Genomic DNA, 21382 nt, shown 5'->3' with positions numbered 1-21382 from the left:
GGGGCGCGGAGGGTCACCTCACTCGTTCGGGTGACAATCTCGGGCGGACTCGCCTGACGGGCCGGCCGGTGGACAGAATCGGACCGGCCTCTCTGGGGTCTACGCGCTGTCCGGGCCTGATGGGGGGCCAACGGCATGATTCGAGTCAGGGCTGGGCTTCCTCGTAGGACATGGTCCCGGGGACGCGGGCTGTTCGGTCGGCGGTCCGCCCGTGTCGGGGCCCGGATCGCCGGTGGTGCCGTGTGCCTCGCGGCCGGCACCGGGCTGCTGCTGCACGCCAGGCAGGTGATGCTGCGGGAAGTGCGGCAGGCACGCGAGGCCGCGGGCGCCGCGCGGAGCGTGCTGCTCAGGCCTCTGCCCGCGCGGATCGACGGACTGGCCACCGCCGCCGCGCAGCTCCCCGCCGACCGGGGCGCGAGGGTCGGCGGCGACCTGTACGAGGTGATCGCCACCGAGCACGGCGTCCGCGTGGTGATGGGCGACGTACGGGGGCACGGCATCGCCGCGGTCGGCACCGTCGCCGCCGTGCTGGGCAGCTTCCGCGAGGCCGTCCACGACGAGGCCGAACTCGCCGGGGTCCTCGCCCGCCTCGACCGCGCCCTCGCCCGGCATCTGCGCGACCGCGACCGCGCCCGCGTCGAGGACACCGAGGACACCGAGGACTTCGTCACCGTCCTCCTCCTGGAGATCACCCCGGACGGCGTACTCCACGCCCTGAACTGCGGCCATCCCTGGCCGTACCTGCTCGGTGTCGGCCGGGCGACACCGGTCGCCCGCGCCGATCCCCTGCCCCCGCTCGGGCTCTTCCCGCTGCCCGCCGAACTCCCGGTCACCGCCTGCGGCCGACTCCTCCCGGGCGAGGCGCTGTTCCTGCACACGGACGGCGTGGAGGACGCGAGGGACAGCCAGGGCCGCTTCTTTCCCCTGGCCGTCGCGCTGACGGAAGCCGTACGAGGCCGCCCGGTCCTCCCCCGGGCGGTACTCCGCGCGGTGTTCACCCAGCTCCTGCGCCACGCGGGGGGACGCCCCAAGGACGACATCGCGATACTGGTCCTTCGCAACGAACGTCCGCTCACCCTCAGGGGCGCGCGGAACGCCGCGACGGGGCAGGGTCGAACCGCGGCCGACACCTCGCCCCTCGCTCCCACTCCTTAGTCGCCCGGCGCCTCGAACGGAGCGTCCCGGCAGGGCCACCGCACTGTACGAGGGGGAGCCGGCGGCCCGGCCGGCCTCTTGCGAGGCATTTCAGTCAACCGGTCCGGAACTCTCCGCGACAGCGCGCGCACAGCCCGAATCCGGGCATTCCCTTCACACCCCGTGTGAAACGGGAGGCGCTACGCTGCGATGCGCCGGCACCGAGCCACCGGAGGGCCCCCATGCAGCCCAACACCCTGCTCGACGCGATCCTCGACGAGGCCGGTGTCTCCCACGCCGGTCTCGCCGCGCATGTCAACCAGGCGGGGCGGGCCCGGGGGCTCGCGCTGAGATACGAACACACCGCCGTGGCCCGGTGGTTGAAGGGCCAGCGGCCGCGCGGGCAGGTGCCCGACCTGATCTGCGAGGTGCTCGCCGGGCGGCTGCACCGGACGGTCACCCTCGACGACATCGGGCTCGGCGTGCCCGGCGAGCTGATCTCCCAGCACGGAGCCGGCCTCTCCGGTTTCGTGGAGCGCGCCACCGCCCTGTGGCGCTCCGACGAGCAGCAGCGCCCGCACGTCCTCGGGGCCCCCGCCGTCACCGGCACACCCGCCGTGATGCCGGTGTGGGAGTGGGAGAACCCGCCGGAGGACGTCGACGTCTCGCGCGGCGGACGGCACCGCGTCAGCATGGCCGACATCGAGATGCTGCGCGCGGCCCGGGCGCACTACGAGCAGATGTACCGCAAGGCCGGGGGCGTCGCCACGCGTACCCGGATCGTCGGGTTCCTCAACGCGGAGGCCGCGCCGATGCTGCGGGGCAGCTACACCGACGCCACCGGGCGCCAACTGCACCGGGCCACCGGGGGGTTGGTGGCGATCGCCGGGATCTGCGCGTACGACTCCGACGCCCACGGGCTGGCCCAGCGGTACTTCCACCAGGCCCTGCGGCTGGCGAAGGCCAGCGGCGACCGGGGGCTCGGCGCCTATGTCATCGCGCTCCTCGTCAACCAGTCGCTGTTCATGCGGGAGCACCGGCAGGCCGTCGCCTTCGCCGAGGCGGCGCTGCGGACCGCGGGCCGGCACATCACCCCGGCGCTCTCCTCCGACCTCTACGCGATGCAGGCGAAGGCGTACGCACACCTGGGCGACGGTACGAGCGCCCTGTCCTGCATCCGGCGGGCCGAGCAGGCCGCCGAGCACATCCGGCCCGGCCACGAACCGGATGAGACCGGCTATGTCCAACCCGGTCTGGTGAACGTACAGGTGGCGGAGGCGCTGCTCAGTCTCGGGGATCTGACCGCCGCGGCGGAGCACGCGACGGCGGCCGTCGATACCCCGGCGCACGACCGGGGCCGGGTGCACCGGCTCGCGATGCTCAGCCAGATCGAGCTGCGGCAGGGCAACGCGGACAAGGCGGTGGCCACCGCCGTGGAAATGGCCGAACGAGCACGGGGAATGGAGTCCATGCGCCTGCGGGACAGACTGCGGGCGGTGCGCGAACACCTCGTGCGCAACGGCTGCGCGGGGACCTCGGAGGCCGCCGAACTCATCGACGGAGCACTGCGCGTACCGCTCTGACACCGCGCGCGGGGCGCGGCCGTGCACCGCCTGTGCGCCTGCTGTCACCCAGCTCCTGCTGCGATATTGCCACTTACTCGGCGGAAGGTGGCAGAACCATGCAGTGGACGAAACAGAGCGAACAAACTGTGTACTCGAACCGCTGGTTCAGCGTCAATCTCGCGGATGTCGCGTTGCCGGACGGGCGGCGCCTGGACCACTTCCTGATACGGCTGCGGCCCGTGGCCGTGGCCACCGTGATCAACGAGGCCAACGAGGTGCTGCTGCTGTGGCGGCACCGCTTCATCACCGACAGCTGGGGGTGGGAACTCGCGGCGGGCGTCGTCGAGGACGGCGAGGCCGTGGCCGAGGCCGCCGCCCGTGAACTGGAGGAGGAGACCGGATGGCGGCCGGGACCCCTGCGCCACCTGATGAGCGTCGAGCCCTCCAACGGGCTCACCGACGCGCGGCACCACATCTACTGGGCCGACGAGGGCGCGTACGTCGGTCATCCGGTGGACGACTTCGAGTCGGACCGCAGGGAATGGGTTCCCCTCAAGCTCGTTCCCGACCTGGTCGCCCGCGGCGAGGTCCCGGCCGCCAACATGGCGGCCGCCCTGCTCCTGCTGCACCACCTGCGTCTCGGGCAGGACGCCAGGTCCTAGCTAACGGCCCAGCGCCTGCCAGACGGACACCACCAGGGCGCCCAGGGCCGTGAGGGCCGCCACCGCGGGCAGGGGCCAGCGGGCGTGCTCCAGGGTGACGACCCGGGTGTTCAGGTCGTCCAGTTCCTTGGCGCTCTGTTCGGCGCGGTGGCTCAGCAGGGTCAGCCCTCCTTCGACGCGTGTGTGCGCCACATCCAGGCGGCGGCGTAACTCTGCGAGTTCGCCGTGGTGCACGGGATGCTCGGGGTCGATGGCCACGAGTCCGCTCCCTTCTGTAGTCGTCCTCGTCCCTTGTGTGCGCAACGGAAGTCAACTCGCCAGGTGGGCGCGTGGGGAGAGTGTGCGAACGGCATATGCGTGTCCGCCGCGCACACGGTGTGTGAATACGACGGGCCCGGCACCTTCCCGGTGCCGGGCCCGTCGGGGACGAGATGACTGACCGTCCGTAGTCAGGCGTACGAGTAGAAGCCCGACCCCGACTTCCGGCCGAGCCTGCCCGCGTCCACCATGCGCTGGAGCAGCGGGGGAGCGGCGTACAGCGGCTCCTTGTACTCCTCGTACATCGAGTTGGCGATGGAGACGATGGTGTCCAGACCGATCAGGTCGGAGAGCCTCAGCGGTCCCATGGGGTGGGCGCAGCCCAGCTCCATGCCGTTGTCGATGTCCTCACGGCCCGCGATGCCCGACTCGAACATCCGGATCGCGGAGAGCAGATACGGCACAAGCAGCGCGTTGACGACGAAGCCCGAGCGGTCCTGGGCGCGCACGGCGTGCTTGCCGAGCACCTTCTCGGCGAACAGCTGCGCCCGGCTGAGGGTGCCCTCGGAGGTGGTGAGCGCCGGGATCAGCTCGACGAGCTTCTGCACGGGGGCCGGGTTGAAGAAGTGGATGCCGATGACGTGGTCGGGCCGCGAGGTGGCGACCGCGAGCTTCACCAGCGGGATGGAGGAGGTGTTGGAGGCGAGGATCGCGTCCGGGCGGGTCACCACCTGGTCGAGCACCTGGAAGATCTCCGTCTTCACCTGCTCGTTCTCCACGACCGCCTCGATGACGAGGTCACGGTCGGCGAACTCGCCGAGGTCGGTGGTGAAGCTGAGGCGCGCCTGGGTCCCGTCCCGGTCCGCCTCGGTGATCTTGCCGCGCTCGGCCGCCTTGGACAGGGAGTTGAACAGCCGGGTACGACCGATCTCCAGGGCCTCGCCGCTGGTCTCGGCGACCTTCACGTCCAGTCCGGCGCGGGCGCACACCTCGGCGATGCCCGCTCCCATCTGGCCGCAGCCCACGACTCCGACTCGTGCGAGATCTGCCGTCGGGAAGTCCGTCACATCGTCCCTTTCACTGGTCCACGTGCGTGGCAGATACCTCCGGTGCGGTCCTGCGCCACACCCGCACGTTACCCGTGACGGCTACCGATCAGTATTCCGGGTGCCCCGTGGAAGGCTGGCCGGGGACCGGTCCGCGACGGTGCGGACACGCGGGAAGCGGTACGCGGAGGTGGGCGATGCATCGGAAGCCACGCATGTCACGACGGGCGTTCTGGGCGACCGCGGCGGCGACGCTCGTGGCGGCCGGGGGTGCGGCGGCCGGTACCGCCATCGCCGGTGGGTCCGGCCCCCGCCGCAGGGCGGCCGAGGGCGAGATGCGCGGGATGTGGCTGGCGACCGTCGCGGGCCGGGACTGGCCCTCCGCACCCGGCCTGACCGCCGCCCGACAGCGCGCCGAACTCCTCACCCACCTCGACACCGCCGTGGCCCGCCGCCTCAACACGGTGATGTTCCAGGTCCGCCCCACCGCCGACGCGCTCTGGCCCTCCCCGCACGAGCCCTGGTCGCAGTACCTCACCGGTACCCAGGGCAAGGACCCCGGCTGGGACCCGCTCGGCACGGCGGTCGAGGAGGCCCACGCCCGGGGCCTGGAACTGCACGCCTGGTTCAACCCCTACCGGATCGCCCTGCACGCCGACCCGACCCGTCTCGTCGCCTCGCACCCGGCCCGCCGGAACCCGAGCTGGGTCGTCCCCTACGGCGGCAGGCTGCACTACAACCCCGGCATCCCCGCCGTCCGCGCCTTCGTGCGCACGGCCATGCTCGACGCCGTACGGAAGTACCCGGTCGACGCCGTGCATTTCGACGACTACTTCTACCCGTACCCGGTGGCCGGCCAGGTCTTCGACGACGACGCGGCGTACGACCGGTACGGCGGGAGCTTCCCCAACCGGGCCGCCTGGCGGCGCGACAGCGTCGACCGGCTGGTCCGGGAGACGGCGGCGGAGATCAAGGTCGTCCGCCCCGGCACCCAGTTCGGGATCAGCCCCTTCGGGGTGTGGCGCAACGCGGAGACCGACGAGCGGGGCTCGGACACCCGGGCGGGCGTGCAGACGTACGACGACCTGCACGCGGACACACGGACCTGGGTCCGGGAGAACTGGATCGACTACGTGGTGCCGCAGCTGTACTGGAACATCGGCTTCGCCCCGGCCGACTACGCCAAGCTGCTGCCCTGGTGGGCGGAGACCGCGCGGGACAGCGGGACACGCCTGTACCTCGGGGAGGCCCTGTACAAGGCGGGCGACCCCGCGCAGCCCGCGGCCTGGCAGGACCCGGCCGAGCTGTCCAGGCACCTCGCCCTCGCCCGTGACGTCCCGGAGGCGCGCGGACACGTCTTCTTCTCGGCCAGGGAGGTCAGGACCGACGCGATCGGCGCGATGGCACGCGTGGTCGCCGACCACTACCAGCGGCCGGCGAAGCCACCGCGCTGACGCGTGCGGACGGGGGCGATCGCTACCTCGGGTCCCCGGGGTGCCGGACGACCGTGTCCGGGCCCGGGGACATCAGTGCCTCGTGCCCGTCGTCCTCGAACCGGACCCGGTAGGGCGGGTTCCCGTCATGGCCGAGCACCTCCAGGACCTCGGCGGTCCGGTCGTGGTGCCCGACGGTCCTGCCGTGCACCAGCAGGGTGTCGCCTACAGCTGCCTGCATCGGGGGCCTCCTCGTCTCGCACGGGAGTGGCGGTCCGTGACCGCAGTCTATTGCGGGCGGCGCCGGTGGGACCGGTGTGCGCGACGGACTCTCAGACGCCCTCAGGCGGAGGAACGCTGGGTGACCGCGATGCAGACCAGCACGGCGGCGGCCGTCAGGGGCGCGGCCGGGGTGAGCTGCTCACCGAGGAGCAGCACCGACCACACCAGTGTGAGCAGCGGCTGCGCGAGCTGCAACTGGCTGGCCTTCGGTATGCCGATCGCCGCCATGCCCCGGTACCAGACGACGAGCCCCAGGAACTGGGACCCGGCCGCCACCCACACCAGCCCGGCCACACTGTGCGCGGTCAGCTGGACCGGCTCGTGGGCCAGGGCCAGCAGGGCGCCCGGCACGCTCAGCGGCAGACACAGCACCAGGGCCCAGCCGATGACCTGCCAGCCGGGCATCACCCGGGCCAGCCGGCCGCCCTCGGTGTAGCCGGCCGCGCAGACCAGCAGGGCGCCGAAGAGATAGAGGTCGGCGGATGTCAGCGCGCCGCCGCTCTGCGTCACGGTGAAGGCGATGACGGCGGCGGCCCCGGCGAGGGCGGCGGTCCAGAAGGTGCGCGAGGGGCGCGTCCCCATGCGCAGCGCCGAGAACAGGGCCGTCGTCAACGGGAGCAGGCCGACCACCACGGCGGCGTGCGCGGTGGTGGAGGTCCGCAGCGCGAGCGTCGTCAGCAGCGGGAAGCCCAGCACGACACCGGCGGCCACGACCGCGAGCCCCGCCCAGTGCCGGCGGGCGGGTGGCCGCACCCGCAGAGCCAGCAGACAGCTTCCCGCGATGACGGCGGCGAGGACGCTGCGCACGGCGACGAGGGACCAGGGGCCGAAGCCCTCCAGTCCCCAGGCGGTGGCCGGAAAGGTGAGGGAGAAGGCGGTGACGCCGAGGGCGGCCTGGAGGGTGCCGCCGGTGCGGGGGCGAGGGCCGCTCGCGGCAGGGGCGGCGGACCGGGTCGCGGTGCGGGCTGCCGGTCGTGGACCGGTGGGACCCGGCGGTGGCCCACCGGGTGCCGGACTGCCGTCCACCGCTACTGAACCCTGGGCGATAGCGCTACTCTCTACTCTCATGCAAGAGCGTAGCAGTGGTGCGGAACTGGCGGAACAGTTGCGCAGGGAGCTGGACCGCTACTCACCCGGTGGAAAGCTGCCGTCGAGCCGGGCGCTCGTCGAGCGCTTCCGGGTGAGCCCGGTGACCGTCTCGCGGGCCCTGGCGCGCCTGGCCGCCGAGGGGCTCGTGGTGACCCGGCCGGGGGCGGGCGCCTTCCGGGCGTGGCCGCGCGAGGGCCGGGCGGCGACCGTGGGGGACACCTCCTGGCAGGAGGTCGCGCTGAGCGCGGACGGCAGTGCCGAGCCGTCGCCCCGCACGGTGGACGCCTCCGGCGTGCTGGTCTCCCTCGCCTCCCCGCCGCCCGGCGTGATCGAGTTCAACAGCGGCTATCTGCACCCGTCCCTGCAGCCGGAGCAGGCCATGGGCGCCGCCCTGTCGAGAGCCGGCCGCAGGCCCGGAGTGTGGGCCCGGCCGCCGGTCGAGGGTGTGCCGGAGCTGCGGGAGTGGTTCGCGCGGAGCATCGGCGGTGCGATCACCGCGGCCGAGGTGATCGTCGCGGCGGGCGGCCAGTCCGCCCTGACCACCGCCCTGCGCGCCCTCGCGCCGCCCGGAGCGCCGGTCCTCGTCGAATCGCCCACCTATCCGGGCATGCTGGCGATCGCGCGGGCGGCCGGACTCAGGCCCGTGCCGGTGCCGGTGGACGCGGACGGGGTCAGGCCCGCCCTGCTCGCCGACGCGTTCAAGGCCTCCGGCGCCCGGGTCTTCGTCTGCCAGCCGCTCTTCCAGAACCCCACCGGCGCCGCCCTCGCGGTGGACCGCAGGGGCGAGGTGCTGCGGATCGCCCGGGAGGCGGGGGCCTTCGTCGTGGAGGACGACTTCGTCCGCCGGCTGGTGCACGAGGACGCCGGACCCCTGCCCGAGCCGCTGGCGGCCCACGACCCCGACGGCGTGGTCGTGCACGTCTCCTCGCTGACCAAGGCCACCTCGCCCAGCTTCCGGGTGGGCGCCCTGGCCGCCCGGGGGCCGGTCCTGGAACGGCTGCGCGCCATCCAGGTCGTCGACACCTTCTTCGTACCGCGCCCCCTCCAGGAAGCCGCCCTCGAACTCGTCGGCTCACCGGCCTGGCCCCGCCATCTACGCGCGGTCTCCAGGGAGTTGCGCAACCGCCGGGACACGCTGACCACCGAGCTGCGGATGCGGCTGCCCGAACTCGCCCTGCCCCACATCCCCTCCGGCGGCTACCACCTGTGGCTGCGCCTGCCCGACGGCACCGACGAGCCCGCTCTGGTCGCCGCGGCCCTGCGGGCGGGCGTCGCCGTCACCCCCGGCCGCCCCTATTTCAGCGCCGAACCCCCGGCCGGACACCTGCGGTTGAGCTTCGCGGGTGTCGCGGGGGCGGGGGAGATCGCGGAAGGGGTGCGTCGGCTGAGGGTGGCCGTAAACGGATCGACAGCGGGCCTGTGACCTGCGAACGTCCAGCCATGAGCGACGAGCCGGCCCTCCCCGAGGGCTATGAGATGTCCGACGACCCCGACCGTATCGACGTCGGACGGGTCCACCGATGGCTGTCCACCGACGCGTACTGGGCCCTCGGCCGCCCCCGCGAGAAGCAGGACAGCGCGATGCGGGGATCCCTCAACTTCGGGGTGTACGACACGGGTTCGGGGGAGCAGGTCGCGTACGCGCGGGTGGTGACCGACCGGGCCACCTTCGCGTGGCTCTGCGATGTGTACGTCGACCCCGCGGTGCGCGGGAAGGGGCTGGGCACCGCCCTGATCGCGGCCGTGCGCGACCACCTGCTGCCGTACGGACTGCGGCGCGTCCTGCTCGCCACGCACGACGCGCACGGTGTCTACGCGAAGCTCGGGTTCGAGCCGCTCGCCCAGCCCGACCGGTGGATGGCGCTGGTGCTCGAGTGAGGTCCGGATGCGGTGACGACTGCTCGGGGTGTGCGGCGAAATACCTCGGGTAACTCCTGAGTAACGCCTCTTGACCTGCGCAGTCTCCCGTTCCACCATCGCCGCATGCCACTTCGGGTCACGTTCGTCGCCGCCGCGCGCTGCTCCTCGCTGCTCGCGGAACGTTTCGAGGACGACCGGCCGCTGGACCAGGCCGGCTGGGACGAAGTGCAGCGCGCCGCCCATGAGCTGGGGCCCCTGGCGGCGGCCGAACTGCGCTACTGCTCACCCACACCCCGCAGCCGGGCCACCGGGGACGCCCTCGGCTACGCCCCACTGGCCCAGCCCGCGCTGCGGGACTGCGACATGGGCCGCTGGCGCGGATTCACGCTCGGCGAGGCCATGGCGCGGGAGCCCTCGGCCGTGGACGCCTGGCTCGCCGACCCGCGTTCCACGCCGCACGGCGGGGAGTCGCTGATCACCTTCATCTCGCGTATCGGCGGCTGGCTCGAAACCCGGCCCGCCGACGAGGGCTGCCGTATCGTCGCGGTGGCCGAGCCGTCCGTGCTGCGCGCCGCCCTCGTCTACGTGCTCAAGGCCCCGCCGTCGTCGTACTGGAACATGGACATCGGTCCCCTGTCGACGCTCACGGTCGCGGGCCACGCCGGCCGCTGGAACCTGCGGCTGGGCGCCGCGCGGTAGGCGTGTCCGTCACGGTGTGCGGTCGCGGGTGAGGGCGGTGACCAGGACGTGGTCCTTCGCGGGGCCGCCGACCCGCCAGATCGTCCGCCAGTGGTCCTCGTCGTGGACCTCGAACTCGCCCCGGTAGAGATCGGCGACGCACGGGTGGTCCGTCTGCCAGTGGCCTGAGGTCAGGTCCAGGTCGTGGAAGGGGCGGCCGTCGGCGAAGCGGACGTCCGCCGTGCCGGGGACGGGGCCCGGCAGGAAGCGGAGCGTGCGCTCGGCGGGACGGGGGGCGCCCTGCCACACGAAAGTTCCGGTCTCCCGGTGGAGCAGCCCGCCGTCGTTCAGCGGGCTGAAAACAGTCCTGCCCGTGAACTCCCCCTCCGCCCCGCTGGTGAGGTCCCGCACGGATCGCAGGACCCGCCAGCTTCCGGCGAGGTACCCCAGTGCATCGCGAACTGGCAGGAAATCGCCCATCCGTCCCTTCACTTCCGGCCCTTCCGACACTTTCGGTGCTGTGCGACCCGTTGACGCTGATCAGCTCACCTCCCTATCTTGCCGTTCGATGTGCTGATCATTGTCTGATATTTCGAACCACTCCATGCCCCCACCCCGAGCCGCGGAGTATTCATGTCACGCAGCACCCGCACCCGTTGGAGACTCGGCCTCACCGCCACCGCCTTCCTGGTGGCCGCCGCCTCCGTCACGGCGCCCGCGCACGCCGAGGACGTCACCGACTACGCGATCACCGTCGACCCGTCCGCCCGGGGCGCGACGATCGACGACACGATGTACGGCGTCTTCTTCGAGGACATCAACCGGGCCGCCGACGGCGGTCTCTACGCCGAGCTGGTGCAGAACCGGTCCTTCGAGTACTCGACCGCCGACAACCGCGCCTACACCCCCCTCACCTCCTGGGCCGTCGACGGCACCGCCCAGGTCGTGAACGACGCCGGCCGGCTCAACGAGCGCAACCGCAACTACCTCTCCCTGGGCGCCGGTTCGTCCGTCACCAACGCCGGCTACAACACCGGGGTCCGCGTCGAGGCGGGCGAGAGGTACGACTTCTCGGTGTGGGCGCGCGCCGACAGTCGTACGACGCTGACCGTCACCCTCCAGGACGCCGACGGCCCCCTCGCCGAGGCCGACCAGGTCACGGTCAAGGGCGGCTGGGCCAAGTACAAGGTCCGTCTGGGGGCGACGCGGACCAGCTCCACCGGCCGGCTGACCGTCGCCACCGCCGGGGCCGCCGCCCTCGACGAGGTCTCCCTCTTCCCGCGCGACACCTACAAGGGTCACAAGAACGGCCTGCGCGAGGATCTCGCCGAGAAGATCGCCGCACTGAAGCCGGGCTTCGTCCGCTTCCCCGGCGGCTGCCTCGTCAACACCGGCTCCATGCAGGACTACAGCGCGGCCTCGAGCTGGGAGCGCAAGCGCGCGTACCAGTGGAAGGACACCATCGGCCCCGTCGAGCAGCGCGCAACCAACTCCAACTTCTGGGGCTACAACCAGAGTTACGGCCTCGGCTACTACGAGTACTTCCAGTTCTCCGAGGACATCGGCGCGATGCCGCTGCCTGTGGTGCCCGCCCTCGTCACCGGCTGCGGCCAGAACCGGGCCACCGAGGACGAGGCCCTGCTCCAGCGGCACATCCAGGACACCCTCGACCTCATCGAGTTCGCCAACGGCCCCGTGACCAGCGAGTGGGGCGGCAAGCGGGCACGGATGGGCCACCCCGAGCCCTTCCGTCTCACCCACCTCGCCGTCGGCAACGAGGAGAACCTGCCGAACGAGTACTTCGCCCGCTTCCAGAAGTTCCGGGCCGCCATCGCGGCGAAGTACCCCGACATCAAGGTGATCTCGAACTCCGGGCCGGACGACACGGGCACCGTCTTCGACACCGCGTGGAAGCTGAACCGCGAGGCGGACGTCGACATGGTCGACGAGCACTACTACAACAGCCCGCAGTGGTTCCTCCAGAACAACGACCGCTACGACTCCTACGACCGCGGCGGTCCGAAGGTCTTCCTCGGCGAGTACGCCTCCCAGGGCAACGCCTTCAAGAACGCCCTCTCCGAGGCCGCGTTCATGACCGGTCTGGAGCGCAACGCCGACATCGTGAAGCTCGCCTCCTACGCACCGCTCCTCGCCAACGAGGACTACGTGCAGTGGAGCCCCGACATGATCTGGTTCAACAACCACGCGTCCTGGAACTCCGCCAACTACGAGACCCAGAAGCTGTTCATGAACAACGTCGGCGACCGCGTGGTGCCGTCGACGGCCACCGGGACGCCGGCGCTCTCCGGCCCCATCACCGGAGCCGTGGGCCTGTCCACCTGGGCGACGACGGCGGCGTACGACGACGTGAAGGTGACCTCGGCCGACGGCACGACCCTGTTCACCGACGACTTCGGCGGTGACGCCTCGAAGTGGACGCACACCGGCAGGGGCAGCTGGAGCATCCAGGACGGCCGGTACACCCAGACCGACGTGGCCGCCGAGAACACCATGGTGTCGGCCGGGGACACCGCCTGGCACGACTACGACCTGAAGGTGAAGGCCACCAAGCAGGCGGGCAAGGAGGGCTTCCTCGTCGCCTTCGGCGTCAAGGACACCGGCAACTACTACTGGTGGAACCTCGGCGGCTGGAACAACACCACCAGCGCCGTCGAGCAGGCCGTGGACGGCGGCAAGTCCTCGCTGATCTCCAAGCCGGGCACGATCGAGACGGGCCGTACGTACGACGTCGAGGTCAAGGTGCGGGGGCGGCAGGTGACCCTGCTGCTCGACGGCAAGGAGTGGGGCAGCTTCACCGACGACAAGCCGGCGGAGCCGTTCCGGCAGGTGGTGACCCGTGACGCGAAGACCGGCGAACTGATCGTCAAGGTCGTCAACGCACAGCCGACGGCGGCGCGTACGGCCATCGACCTCGGGGGTGCGCGGGTGCGTTCCACCGCTCACGTGACCACGCTGACGGCCGCGCCGGACGCGGTGAACACGCAGACGGCCACCCCGGTCGCGCCGGTGAGGTCCACGTTCGGCGGGGTGGCCGAGAAGTTCAGCTACACGTTTCCGGCGAACTCCGTGACGTTCCTGCGGATCAAGGAGCGGTGACGGTTCGGGTGCGCGGGAGCTGGTCGCATGGTTCCCCCGCGCCCCTGATCCGGGCCCGCGCCCCGGGCCCGGATCAGGGGTCCGGCCCCGGGGTCCATCCAGGGCGTCTACGAGCGGCGGCGGGGCTTTCCGGGCCTGCCGCCGCTCTTGGCGCCTCTGCCGCCGGACGAGCCGCCCCGGGGGTTACGGGCGGTCGGCTTGCCCGTGCCCGTCCCGGTGCCGGTTCCGGTGCGCTTGGCCTTCTGCTGCGGCTTCTTCTCCTCCGGGGGCTTCGCGCGGCCCCGTGAGCTGTTGACCGTGCGGCCCCGGACGATGCCGATGAAGTCCTCGACCAGGTCGGTCGTCGCGTCCTGCGGCCAGGACAGGGCGACGCGGGACTCGGGGGCGTCCGTCACCGGGCGGTAGGTGAGGTCCTTGCGGTGGTGGAGCCGGGCCAGCGACTGGGGGACGACCAGCAGCCCGATCCCGGCCGCCACCAGCTCGATCGCGTCCGCCGTGGTGGCGGGACGCTCGAACGCCGGCTCTCCCGGCGGCCGCTCCCAGCCGAGGGTGTCGTCGAGAGGGTGCAGCACGACCTCGTCCGCAAGGTCGCCGGTGGTCACCTCGTCGACCGCCGCGACGACGTGGTCCTGGGGGACCACGACGACGGTGGTCTCGGTGTAGAGAGGAATCGCGCTGAGGTCGTCACGGTCCACCGGCAGCCGTACGAACCCGGCGTCCGCGCCGCCGTCCCGCAGCAGGCCGAACGCCTCGGCGGGGGACACCTGGAGGAGGGTCAGGGGGACGTCGGGCAACCGCTCGTTCCAGATCCGCACCCATTTGGTGGGCGTCACTCCCGGGACGTACGCGAGCCGGAACGAAGGGGATGCTTCCGAGCCTGTCACGGGACCAGGCTAACGGGCGGGGGCCCGGCCCCGGCACCGGCCGTGGTCGGAGGTCGGGCACACGGTCGATACCCTTGACCCATGACGTCGCACCAGACCACCCAGACCATGAAGCCCGCCACGGCGGCGAAGAAGCTGGGTGTGTACCTCCAGGCCACGCCCGCCGAGTTCCAGGAGGGCGTCGTCACCCGCGCCGAGCTGACCGCGCTCCAGACGAACCCGCCCGCCTGGCTGGAGGAGCTGCGCCGCAACGGCCCGCACCCCCGCCCCGTGGTCGCCGAGCGGCTGGGCGTCTCCATCGCGGGGCTCGCCCGCGGCGGAGTCACCGAGGCCCTCACCACCGAGCAGATCGAGGCCCTGCGGCAGGACAGCCCCGAGTGGCTCAAGAAGGAGCGCGCCACCCAGGCCGAGGTCCGCAAGGAAGGCGCCCGTCTCAGGAAGCGCGAGGCGGAGCGGGCGGCCCAGTCGGACGACCGTCGTTCCTGACCTGCTCGCCGCTCGCCCCACGCCGGTGGTCACTCGCCGTCGGCCCTACGTCGGTGGCAGGTGGTCCTCCGGCTGAGGGGTTCCCGCGGGGCGGAAATTCTTAGGCCGTCCGGCCGGGCCCCGGGGCAGGATGCCCCCGTGGACCCTCTCCTGTGCGGGCTTGCCGCCAATCCGGCCCTGCCGACCGAGCTGGTGGACCGGCTGGTCGTGCTGGCGGACGACGACATCGACCACCACCTCGCCGGACGAGCGGACCTCAGCCGGGCGCAGACGCTCCGACTGGCCTCGCGGAGCGAGCTGAACGGTGTGCACCTGGCGTACCGGGGCATGCTGACAGCCGCCGACGTCGACCCCGCGGCACAGCCGCTCGTCGCCCTCGCCCTGCTCGACGAGGAGGCCGGCGACCCCGAGTGGGCCCGCCGCCTGGCGGCGGATCCGGTGGTCGAGCACCGGGAGAAGCTGGCCGCCTGCCCCGGTCTGCCGCCGGACGTGGTGGAGACCCTCGCCGCGGACCGGGACGTACGGGTGGTCGTGGAGCTGGCCCTGTGGGTCGCGCCGGACACGGCCGCCCGGCTCGCCGCGCATCCCCATGCCGAGGTCCGCCGGGCGGCGGCGGCCAACGAGGCGACGCCGCCGGACGTGCTGGCGGCGCTCGTCAGCGGCGAGGGACTGCCGCCCGCGCGGCACTGCCTGGTGTGCGACCGCGAGGAGCCGCCGTTCACGCACAGCCCGAACTGCCCGCGGGACGACTGCGATCTGCGTTCCGGCGCCTCCTGCGACGGCACCCACGAATCCACCGCGCTGGACATACTCGGGGCGGCCCTGGAGAACCCCGCCACACCGGCCGGGGCCGTCGCGGGCTTCGCCGGTCACCCCTCGATGGTCCTGCGCCGGGCGCTAGCCGTCCGCCCCGGCCTGCCCCCGCAGGCGTACGCCGGGCTCGCCGAGGACCCCACCCCCGGCGTGCGTGCCGACCTCGCCGAGAACCCCGCGATCGACGGCACCCTGATGCGCACGCTTGCCGAGGACACCTCCCCCGACGTCCGGCGCGCGCTCGCGCACAACCCGCGGGTGCCGCTCGACGTGCTCACCCGCCTGGCCGCCACCACCAGGATCGGCAGCACCCTGCTGCCGCGGATCGCCGCCGCCACGTCCGCCGAGGTGGAGGAGCTGGCGGGGTCGCCGGACGCGGTCGTACGCATGCTCCTGGCGCGACGGCGTGATCTGCCGGACCCGGTCGGCGCCGTGCTGGCCGACGACCCCGACGCCAAGGTCGCCAAGTCCGTCGCCGCGCACCCCGGCCTCGGCGAAGCGCGGTTGCGGACCATGGTCGACCGGCACGGAGTCCAGGTCATCGCCCAGGTGGCCGCCAACCCGGAGGCCACCCCGGCGCTGCTGGAGCACCTGTCCCGGCACAGCCCCCCGGCGCGGCGGGCCTTCCGCGAGATCGCCCGCCACCCCCGTGCGACGGCCCCGGCCCTGCTCGCCTGCCTGGCGGACGAGCGGGCGAGACCCCTCGCCGCCGGGCATCCGGCGCTCCCGCCCCAGGTCGTCACGGAGCTGCTGACCGACCCCGACCCGGAGGTGGCCGAAGCCGCGGCCGCCAACCCCTCGCTCCCGCCCGCCGAGATGGAGAGGCTGGCGCGCGAGCCGGCGCCCCGGTGAACCGAGCCCGCCTCGTCCCCGCGTCAGGAGCGGGCGAGAACGCAGAACTCGTGCCCCTCCGGGTCGGCCAGGCACCGCCACGAAACCTCGCCCTGGCCGACGTCGAGGTCGGTGGCGCCGAGGGCCCGCAGCCGGGCCACCTCCGCCTCGTGGTCGTCGTCGGGAAACCGCAGCAGGTCGAGATGGACGCGGTCCGGCACGGTCTTCGTACCGGGCGTGCGGAGGAACTCCAGATACGGGCCGGTGTCGTCGGCGGACCGCAGCGCCGCGAGGTCGTCGGTCACCTCGCGCGGGGTCCAGTCCGTCGCCGCGCCCCAGAACCGGGCCATGACCCGCGGGTCCACGCAGTCGACCACCACCGCCGCGACGGGTCCGGTGTCCCGGTAGACCTCCCGGGGCTCCAGCACGCAGAACTCGTTGCCCTCCGGGTCGGCGAGGACCGTCCACGGCACCTCGCCCTGGCCCACGTCGGCGTGCGTCGCGCCGAGAGCCAGCAGACGCTCGACCAGCTCCGCCTGATGGGCCGCGGAGGTGGTGGCGAGATCGAGGTGCACACGGTTCTTCGTGGCCGTTCTCGCTTCCGGCACGGCGATGACGTCGACGCACACACCGACCGGTTCCCGCCAGTCGAAGCCGACGGGCTTGGCGGCGGTCGCGCCCGATCCCGAGCCGGAGACACCCCAGCCGAGCGCCTGCGCCCAGAACCGGCCGATCGCCGAGTCGTCCACCGCCTTGATGTTCACCTGGACAGGTCGCAGAACCATGCCGACGATCCTATGCAACGCTCCAGGGCGGCCTCCGCGCCGTCGCCGCCGATCGACAGCGCGCTTTTCAGCCGCGGCACCCCCGCAACCTCCTCAAAGATTGCATAAACGTGCAGCGAAACGTATAGTCATGCCATCCAGGAGGAGGATTCCATGGCGGCGGTACGTGTGGCGGTGGCGGGAGCGAGTGGTTATGCGGGCGGCGAAGTGCTGCGCCTGCTGCTCGCGCATCCCGAGGTGGAGATCGGTGCGCTGACCGGCAGTTCGAACGCGGGCCGGCGGCTGGGCGGGCTCCAGCCGCATCTGCTGCCCCTGGCCGACCGGGTGCTCCAGGAGACGACCGCCAAGGCCCTGGCCGGGCACGACGTGGTCTTCCTCGCGCTGCCGCACGGGCAGTCCGCCGCCGTGGCCGAACAGCTCGGCCCGGACGTGCTCGTCGTCGACATGGGCGCCGACTTCCGGCTCAAGGACCCGGCGGACTGGGAGCGCTTCTACGGCTCGCCCCACGCCGGGACCTGGCCCTACGGTCTCCCCGAACTTCCGGGCGCCCGTGCCGCGCTGGAGGGGTCCAAGCGCATCGCGGTGCCCGGTTGCTACCCCACGGCCGTCACCCTGGCCCTGTTCCCGGCGTACGCGGCGGGCCTCGCCGAGAACGAGGCCGTGATCGTCGCCGCCTCCGGCACCTCCGGCGCGGGCAAGGCGGCCAAGCCGCACCTGCTGGGCAGCGAGGTCATGGGGTCGATGACCCCGTACGGCGTCGGCGGCGGCCACCGGCACACGCCCGAGGTGATGCAGAACCTCGGCGGAGTCGCCGGCGAGCCGGTCTCCGTGTCCTTCACGCCGACCCTCGCGCCGATGCCCCGCGGCATCCTCGCCACGTGCAGCGCGAAGGCCCGGCCCGGTGTCACCGCCGACTCCGTGCGCGCCGCGTACGAGAAGGCCTTCGCCGACGAGCCGTTCGTCCATCTGCTCCCCGAGGGGCAGTGGCCCGCCACGGCGTCCGTCTACGGTTCCAACGCTGTTCAGATCCAGGTCGCGTACGACGAGGCGGCGGGCCGCGTCATCGCGATCAGCGCCATCGACAACCTCACCAAGGGCACCGCCGGTGGCGCCCTCCAGAGCATGAACATCGCCCTCGGACTCCACGAGACGACGGGGCTTTCCACGATCGGAGTCGCACCGTGAGCGTGACGGCAGCCAAGGGATTCACGGCGGCGGGCATCGCCGCCGGGATCAAGGAGAACGGCAACCCGGACCTGGCCCTCGTGGTCAACACCGGACCCCGACTCGCCGCCGCCGGAGTCTTCACCTCCAACCGGGTGAAGGCCGCGCCGGTCCTCTGGTCCGAGCAGGTGCTGAAGGGCGGCCAGGTCTCCGCCGTCGTCCTCAACTCCGGTGGCGCCAACGCCTGTACGGGCCCGAAGGGCTTCCAGGACACGCATGCGACCGCCGAGAAGGCCGCGGAGGTCCTCGACGGCCACAACGCGGGCGAGATCGCCGTCGCCTCCACCGGCCTCATCGGCGTACTCCTGCCCATGGACAAGCTGCTCCCGGGCGTCGAGCAGGCCGCCGCGCAGCTCTCCGAGCACGGCGGTGAGAAGGCGGCCATCGCCATCAAGACCACCGACACCGTGCACAAGACGTCCGTCGTGACGAGGGACGGCTGGACGGTCGGAGGGATGGCCAAGGGCGCCGGCATGCTCGCGCCCGGCCTCGCCACCATGCTCGTCGTCCTCACCACCGACGCCGACCTGGAGAGCGACGCGCTCGACAGCGCCCTGCGCGCCGCGACGCGCACGACCTTCGACCGCGTCGACTCCGACGGCTGCATGTCCACCAACGACACCGTGCTGCTGCTCGCCTCCGGCGCCGCCCAGGTCACCCCGGGGTACGAGGAGTTCGCCGAGGCCGTCCGCGCGGTCTGCGACGACCTGGGCCAGCAGCTGATCCGGGACGCCGAGGGCGCCAGCAAGGACATCAGGATCGAGGTCGTGAACGCCGCGACCGAGGACGACGCCGTCGAGGTGGGCCGCTCCATCGCCCGCAACAACCTGCTCAAGTGCGCCCTGCACGGCGAGGATCCGAACTGGGGCCGGGTCCTCTCCGCGATCGGCACCACGTCCGCCGCCTTCGAGGCGGACCGGCTCAACGTCGCCATCAACGGCGTCTGGGTCTGCAAGAACGGCGGCGTCGGCGAGGACCGCGACAAGGTCGACATGCGCTACCGCGAGGTGCACATCGTCGCCGACCTCGCCGCGGGGTCCGAGACGGCCACCATCTGGACCAACGACCTGACCGCGGACTACGTCCACGAGAACAGCGCGTACTCCTCATGAGCACCACGCGGAAGCACACCGCCCTCCCCAAGGCCCAGATCCTCATCGAAGCGCTCCCCTGGCTGACCCGCCACAACGGCAGGACGGTCGTCATCAAGTTCGGCGGCAACGCCATGATCGACGAGGACCTGAAGGCCGCCTTCGCCCAGGACGTCGTCTTCCTGCGCCACGCCGGCCTCAACGTCGTCGTCGTGCACGGCGGCGGCCCGCAGATCAGCGCCGCCCTCGACCGGCACGGCATCGTCAGCGAGTTCCGGGCCGGCCTGCGCGTCACCACCGAGGACGCCATGGACGTCGTCCGCATGGTGCTGGCCGGACAGGTCCAGCGCGAACTGGTCGGCCTGCTCAACCAGCACGGACCGCTCGCCGTCGGACTGACCGGCGAGGACGCGCACACCATCACCGCCATCAAGCACCAGCCCGAGATCGACGGGGAGTTGGTCGACATCGGGCGGGTGGGCGAGATCACCGCGATCGACACGGGCGCGATCGAGGCACTGCTCGCCGACGGCCGCATCCCGGTCGTCTCGTCGATCGCCCGTAGCCAGGACGACGGACATGTCTACAACGTCAATGCTGATACGGCGGCTGCGGCACTCGCTGCTGCTCTTGACGCCGAAACCCTCATGGTCCTCACGGACGTCGAGGGCCTCTACGAGGACTGGCCGAACAGCGACGAGGTGATCAGCCGCCTCACCGCTTCCCAACTGGAGAAGCTGCTGCCGGACCTGTCCTCCGGCATGGTGCCGAAGATGCAGGGCTGCCTGCACGCCGTACGCAACGGCGTCCAGACCGCCCGGGTCATCGACGGCCGGGTCCAGCACTCCATCCTGCTGGAGATCTTCACCGACGAAGGCATCGGCACGATGGTCGTGCCGGATGCGGAAGAGGGAGACGCCGCATGACCGCCAACGAAGAGCTGAGCCGGCGGTGGCGGGGCTCGCTCATGAACAACTACGGCACCCCGCAGCTCTCGCTCGTCCGGGGCGCGGGAACCAAGGTGTGGGACGCCGACGGCAAGGAGTACCTCGACTACGTCGGCGGTATCGCGGTCAACGCGCTCGGCCACGCCCACCCGGCGGTCGTCGAGGCCGTCGGCACCCAGATCGCCTCGCTCGGCCATGTCTCCAACCTGTTCATCGCCGAACCGCCGGTCGCTCTGGCCGAACGGCTCCTGGAGCACTTCGGCCGCGACGGCAAGGTCTTCTTCTGCAACTCGGGGGCCGAGGCCAACGAGGGCGCCTTCAAGATCGGCCGGCTCACGGGGCGGACCCACATGGTCGCCACCGAGGGCGGCTTCCACGGCCGCACCATGGGCGCGCTCGCCCTCACCGGCCAGCCCGGCAAGCAGACCGGTTTCCACCCGCTGCCCGGCGACGTCACCCACGTCCCCTACGGCGACGCGCAGGCCCTGGCCGCCGCGGTCACCGAGGAGACGGCCCTCGTCATCATCGAGCCCGTCCAGGGCGAGAAGGGCGTGGTGGTCCCGCCGCCCGGCTACCTCAAGGCCGCGCGCGCCATCACGGCCGCCAAGGGCGCGCTCCTCGTCCTCGACGAGGTGCAGACCGGCATCGGCCGCACCGGGCACTGGTTCGAGTACCAGGCGCACGAGGGCGTCCTGCCCGACGTCGTCACCCTGGCCAAGGGCCTCGGCGGCGGACTGCCGATCGGCGCGACCGTCGCCTTCGGCCGGGCGGCGGACCTGTTCCGGCCCGGCGGGCACGGCACCACCTTCGGCGGCAACCCGGTCGCCTGCGCCGCCGGACTCGCCGTCCTGGAGACCATCCAGGCCGAGAACCTGCTGGAGAACGTCAAGCGGCAGAGCGAGAAACTGCGCGACGGAATCGAGTCCCTCGGGGACCCGATGATCGACCACGTCCGAGGCGCGGGCCTCCTGCTGGGTATCGTGCTCACCGAGCCGCTCGCGCCCCTGGCGCAACAGGCCGCACAGGACGCCGGTTTCCTGGTGAACGCGCCCGCCCCCGATGTCGTACGGCTGATGCCGCCGCTCAATGTCGCGGACGCGGAGGTGGACGCCCTCCTCCGGGCGCTGCCGGGCATCCTCGACGCGGCGCGGGCGGCCCATGAAGCCAGCGGGGACGGACGAGCCGGAGAATGAGACG

General features: G+C 72.2%; 21 protein-coding genes. 14 read left to right on the top strand and 7 right to left on the bottom strand.

The features are described 5' to 3' along the window. Window positions 1-240 precede the first annotated feature (240 nt). The 3 genes from H4687_RS09480 (at window position 241) to H4687_RS09470 (ending at window position 3361) form a co-directional block, all read left to right on the top strand. On the top strand, window positions 241-1155 hold the full coding sequence (locus H4687_RS09480) for a PP2C family protein-serine/threonine phosphatase (RefSeq protein ID WP_046916213.1): 915 nt from the start codon (window positions 241-243) through the stop codon (window positions 1153-1155). 221 nt (window positions 1156-1376) lie between these two features. Further along, entirely contained in the window at window positions 1377-2717 is a 1341-nt protein-coding gene (locus tag H4687_RS09475) for a hypothetical protein (protein ID WP_046916212.1), read from the top strand. Between the two features lie 98 nt (window positions 2718-2815). Further along, window positions 2816-3361, top strand: coding sequence for an NUDIX domain-containing protein (locus tag H4687_RS09470; protein ID WP_046916211.1), 546 nt, complete (start codon window positions 2816-2818; stop codon window positions 3359-3361). Here H4687_RS09470 and H4687_RS09465 read toward each other — a convergent pair whose 3' ends face one another. Together H4687_RS09465 and H4687_RS09460 are read right to left on the bottom strand one after the other, a co-directional pair. Beyond that, window positions 3362-3619 (bottom strand): hypothetical protein, encoded by a 258-nt coding sequence (locus H4687_RS09465; protein WP_046916210.1) that lies wholly within the window; start codon window positions 3617-3619, stop codon window positions 3362-3364. Window positions 3620-3810: 191 nt separating this feature from the next. Beyond that, a complete protein-coding gene (locus H4687_RS09460) occupies window positions 3811-4686 on the bottom strand; it encodes a 3-hydroxybutyryl-CoA dehydrogenase (protein ID WP_005485318.1) in 876 nt (291 codons plus the stop codon). A gap of 194 nt (window positions 4687-4880) precedes the next feature. Between H4687_RS09460 and H4687_RS09455 the strand changes: the two genes are divergently transcribed. Further along, on the top strand, window positions 4881-6119 hold the full coding sequence (locus H4687_RS09455) for a glycoside hydrolase family 10 protein (protein ID WP_046916209.1): 1239 nt from the start codon (window positions 4881-4883) through the stop codon (window positions 6117-6119). A gap of 22 nt (window positions 6120-6141) precedes the next feature. On the opposite strand, the gene H4687_RS09450 is transcribed toward H4687_RS09455, so the two are convergent. Together H4687_RS09450 and H4687_RS09445 are read right to left on the bottom strand one after the other, a co-directional pair. Then, the gene (locus H4687_RS09450; RefSeq protein WP_037701681.1) at window positions 6142-6339 is read right to left on the bottom strand and encodes a DUF1918 domain-containing protein; all 198 of its coding nucleotides are present in this window, start codon (window positions 6337-6339) and stop codon (window positions 6142-6144) included. Window positions 6340-6440: 101 nt separating this feature from the next. Beyond that, the gene (locus H4687_RS09445; protein WP_046916208.1) at window positions 6441-7448 is read right to left on the bottom strand and encodes a DMT family transporter; all 1008 of its coding nucleotides are present in this window, start codon (window positions 7446-7448) and stop codon (window positions 6441-6443) included. On the opposite strand from H4687_RS09445, the gene H4687_RS09440 reads away from it, so the two are divergent. From H4687_RS09440 to H4687_RS09430, 3 genes are all read left to right on the top strand, one after another. Beyond that, window positions 7447-8892 (top strand): aminotransferase-like domain-containing protein, encoded by a 1446-nt coding sequence (locus H4687_RS09440; protein ID WP_046916207.1) that lies wholly within the window; start codon window positions 7447-7449, stop codon window positions 8890-8892. The genes H4687_RS09445 and H4687_RS09440 overlap by 2 nt on opposite strands. A gap of 17 nt (window positions 8893-8909) precedes the next feature. Next, entirely contained in the window at window positions 8910-9347 is a 438-nt protein-coding gene (locus H4687_RS09435; RefSeq protein WP_046916206.1) for a GNAT family N-acetyltransferase, read from the top strand. A gap of 105 nt (window positions 9348-9452) precedes the next feature. After that, window positions 9453-10028 (top strand): histidine phosphatase family protein, encoded by a 576-nt coding sequence (locus tag H4687_RS09430; protein ID WP_046916205.1) that lies wholly within the window; start codon window positions 9453-9455, stop codon window positions 10026-10028. Window positions 10029-10037: 9 nt separating this feature from the next. Here H4687_RS09430 and H4687_RS09425 read toward each other — a convergent pair whose 3' ends face one another. Continuing rightward, complete coding sequence (locus H4687_RS09425; RefSeq protein ID WP_046916204.1) at window positions 10038-10487, bottom strand: DUF6314 family protein; 450 nt, start codon at window positions 10485-10487, stop codon at window positions 10038-10040. A gap of 153 nt (window positions 10488-10640) precedes the next feature. Between H4687_RS09425 and H4687_RS09420 the strand changes: the two genes are divergently transcribed. Continuing rightward, window positions 10641-13124, top strand: a complete 2484-nt coding sequence (locus H4687_RS09420; RefSeq protein WP_046916203.1) for an alpha-L-arabinofuranosidase C-terminal domain-containing protein — start codon at window positions 10641-10643, stop codon at window positions 13122-13124. A gap of 107 nt (window positions 13125-13231) precedes the next feature. Here the strand turns inward: H4687_RS09420 and H4687_RS09415 are convergent, their stop codons facing one another. Next, complete coding sequence (locus H4687_RS09415; RefSeq protein WP_167358640.1) at window positions 13232-14008, bottom strand: LysR substrate-binding domain-containing protein; 777 nt, start codon at window positions 14006-14008, stop codon at window positions 13232-13234. Between the two features lie 81 nt (window positions 14009-14089). On the opposite strand from H4687_RS09415, the gene H4687_RS09410 reads away from it, so the two are divergent. Together H4687_RS09410 and H4687_RS09405 are read left to right on the top strand one after the other, a co-directional pair. After that, entirely contained in the window at window positions 14090-14494 is a 405-nt protein-coding gene (locus H4687_RS09410) for a DUF5997 family protein (RefSeq protein ID WP_046916201.1), read from the top strand. 138 nt (window positions 14495-14632) lie between these two features. Further along, window positions 14633-16159 carry a hypothetical protein gene (locus H4687_RS09405; protein WP_046916200.1) on the top strand — a complete coding sequence of 509 codons (1527 nt, stop codon included), beginning with the start codon at window positions 14633-14635 and terminating at the stop codon, window positions 16157-16159. Window positions 16160-16182: 23 nt separating this feature from the next. On the opposite strand, the gene H4687_RS09400 is transcribed toward H4687_RS09405, so the two are convergent. Then, window positions 16183-16923 carry a VOC family protein gene (locus H4687_RS09400; RefSeq protein WP_046916199.1) on the bottom strand — a complete coding sequence of 247 codons (741 nt, stop codon included), beginning with the start codon at window positions 16921-16923 and terminating at the stop codon, window positions 16183-16185. A 153-nt stretch (window positions 16924-17076) separates the two neighbouring features. Here H4687_RS09400 and argC point away from each other — a divergent pair, with 153 nt between their 5' ends. Genes argC through H4687_RS09380 form a run of 4 tightly spaced genes read left to right on the top strand, consistent with a single transcriptional unit; the run spans window position 17077 to window position 21378 of the window. Further along, window positions 17077-18108 carry an N-acetyl-gamma-glutamyl-phosphate reductase gene (gene argC / locus H4687_RS09395; protein ID WP_046916198.1) on the top strand — a complete coding sequence of 344 codons (1032 nt, stop codon included), beginning with the start codon at window positions 17077-17079 and terminating at the stop codon, window positions 18106-18108. Further along, window positions 18105-19259, top strand: coding sequence for a bifunctional glutamate N-acetyltransferase/amino-acid acetyltransferase ArgJ (gene argJ / locus H4687_RS09390; RefSeq protein WP_046916197.1), 1155 nt, complete (start codon window positions 18105-18107; stop codon window positions 19257-19259). The genes argC and argJ overlap by 4 nt, the downstream gene beginning before the upstream one ends. Continuing rightward, window positions 19256-20164, top strand: a complete 909-nt coding sequence (argB, locus tag H4687_RS09385; protein WP_046916196.1) for an acetylglutamate kinase — start codon at window positions 19256-19258, stop codon at window positions 20162-20164. Before argJ ends, argB begins: the two co-directional genes overlap by 4 nt. Then, window positions 20161-21378, top strand: a complete 1218-nt coding sequence (locus H4687_RS09380) for an acetylornithine transaminase (protein ID WP_046916195.1) — start codon at window positions 20161-20163, stop codon at window positions 21376-21378. Before argB ends, H4687_RS09380 begins: the two co-directional genes overlap by 4 nt. Window positions 21379-21382 lie beyond the last annotated feature (4 nt).

Source organism: Streptomyces stelliscabiei (assembly GCF_014873495.1).
Lineage (GTDB): Bacteria > Actinomycetota > Actinomycetes > Streptomycetales > Streptomycetaceae > Streptomyces > Streptomyces bottropensis.
Note: the sequence above shows the minus strand (reverse complement) of the source record. Positions and strands in the feature narration are given on the sequence as shown.

What these genes read in the sequence shown, in the direction of transcription:
- H4687_RS09475 (WP_046916212.1), top strand. Translation starts at nt 1,377, where the DNA reads ATGCAGCCCAACACCCTGCTCGACGCGATCCTCGACGAGGCCGGTGTC.
- H4687_RS09470 (WP_046916211.1), top strand. Translation starts at nt 2,816, where the DNA reads ATGCAGTGGACGAAACAGAGCGAACAAACTGTGTACTCGAACCGCTGG.
- H4687_RS09455 (WP_046916209.1), top strand. Translation starts at nt 4,881, where the DNA reads ATGTCACGACGGGCGTTCTGGGCGACCGCGGCGGCGACGCTCGTGGCG.
- H4687_RS09450 (WP_037701681.1), bottom strand. Translation starts at nt 6,339, where the DNA reads ATGCAGGCAGCTGTAGGCGACACCCTGCTGGTGCACGGCAGGACCGTC.
- H4687_RS09440 (WP_046916207.1), top strand. Translation starts at nt 7,447, where the DNA reads ATGCAAGAGCGTAGCAGTGGTGCGGAACTGGCGGAACAGTTGCGCAGG.
- H4687_RS09445 (WP_046916208.1), bottom strand. Translation starts at nt 7,448, where the DNA reads ATGAGAGTAGAGAGTAGCGCTATCGCCCAGGGTTCAGTAGCGGTGGAC.
- H4687_RS09435 (WP_046916206.1), top strand. Translation starts at nt 8,910, where the DNA reads ATGAGCGACGAGCCGGCCCTCCCCGAGGGCTATGAGATGTCCGACGAC.
- H4687_RS09430 (WP_046916205.1), top strand. Translation starts at nt 9,453, where the DNA reads ATGCCACTTCGGGTCACGTTCGTCGCCGCCGCGCGCTGCTCCTCGCTG.
- H4687_RS09425 (WP_046916204.1), bottom strand. Translation starts at nt 10,487, where the DNA reads ATGGGCGATTTCCTGCCAGTTCGCGATGCACTGGGGTACCTCGCCGGA.
- H4687_RS09420 (WP_046916203.1), top strand. Translation starts at nt 10,641, where the DNA reads ATGTCACGCAGCACCCGCACCCGTTGGAGACTCGGCCTCACCGCCACC.
- H4687_RS09410 (WP_046916201.1), top strand. Translation starts at nt 14,090, where the DNA reads ATGACGTCGCACCAGACCACCCAGACCATGAAGCCCGCCACGGCGGCG.
- H4687_RS09400 (WP_046916199.1), bottom strand. Translation starts at nt 16,923, where the DNA reads ATGGTTCTGCGACCTGTCCAGGTGAACATCAAGGCGGTGGACGACTCG.
- argC (WP_046916198.1), top strand. Translation starts at nt 17,077, where the DNA reads ATGGCGGCGGTACGTGTGGCGGTGGCGGGAGCGAGTGGTTATGCGGGC.
- argB (WP_046916196.1), top strand. Translation starts at nt 19,256, where the DNA reads ATGAGCACCACGCGGAAGCACACCGCCCTCCCCAAGGCCCAGATCCTC.
- H4687_RS09380 (WP_046916195.1), top strand. Translation starts at nt 20,161, where the DNA reads ATGACCGCCAACGAAGAGCTGAGCCGGCGGTGGCGGGGCTCGCTCATG.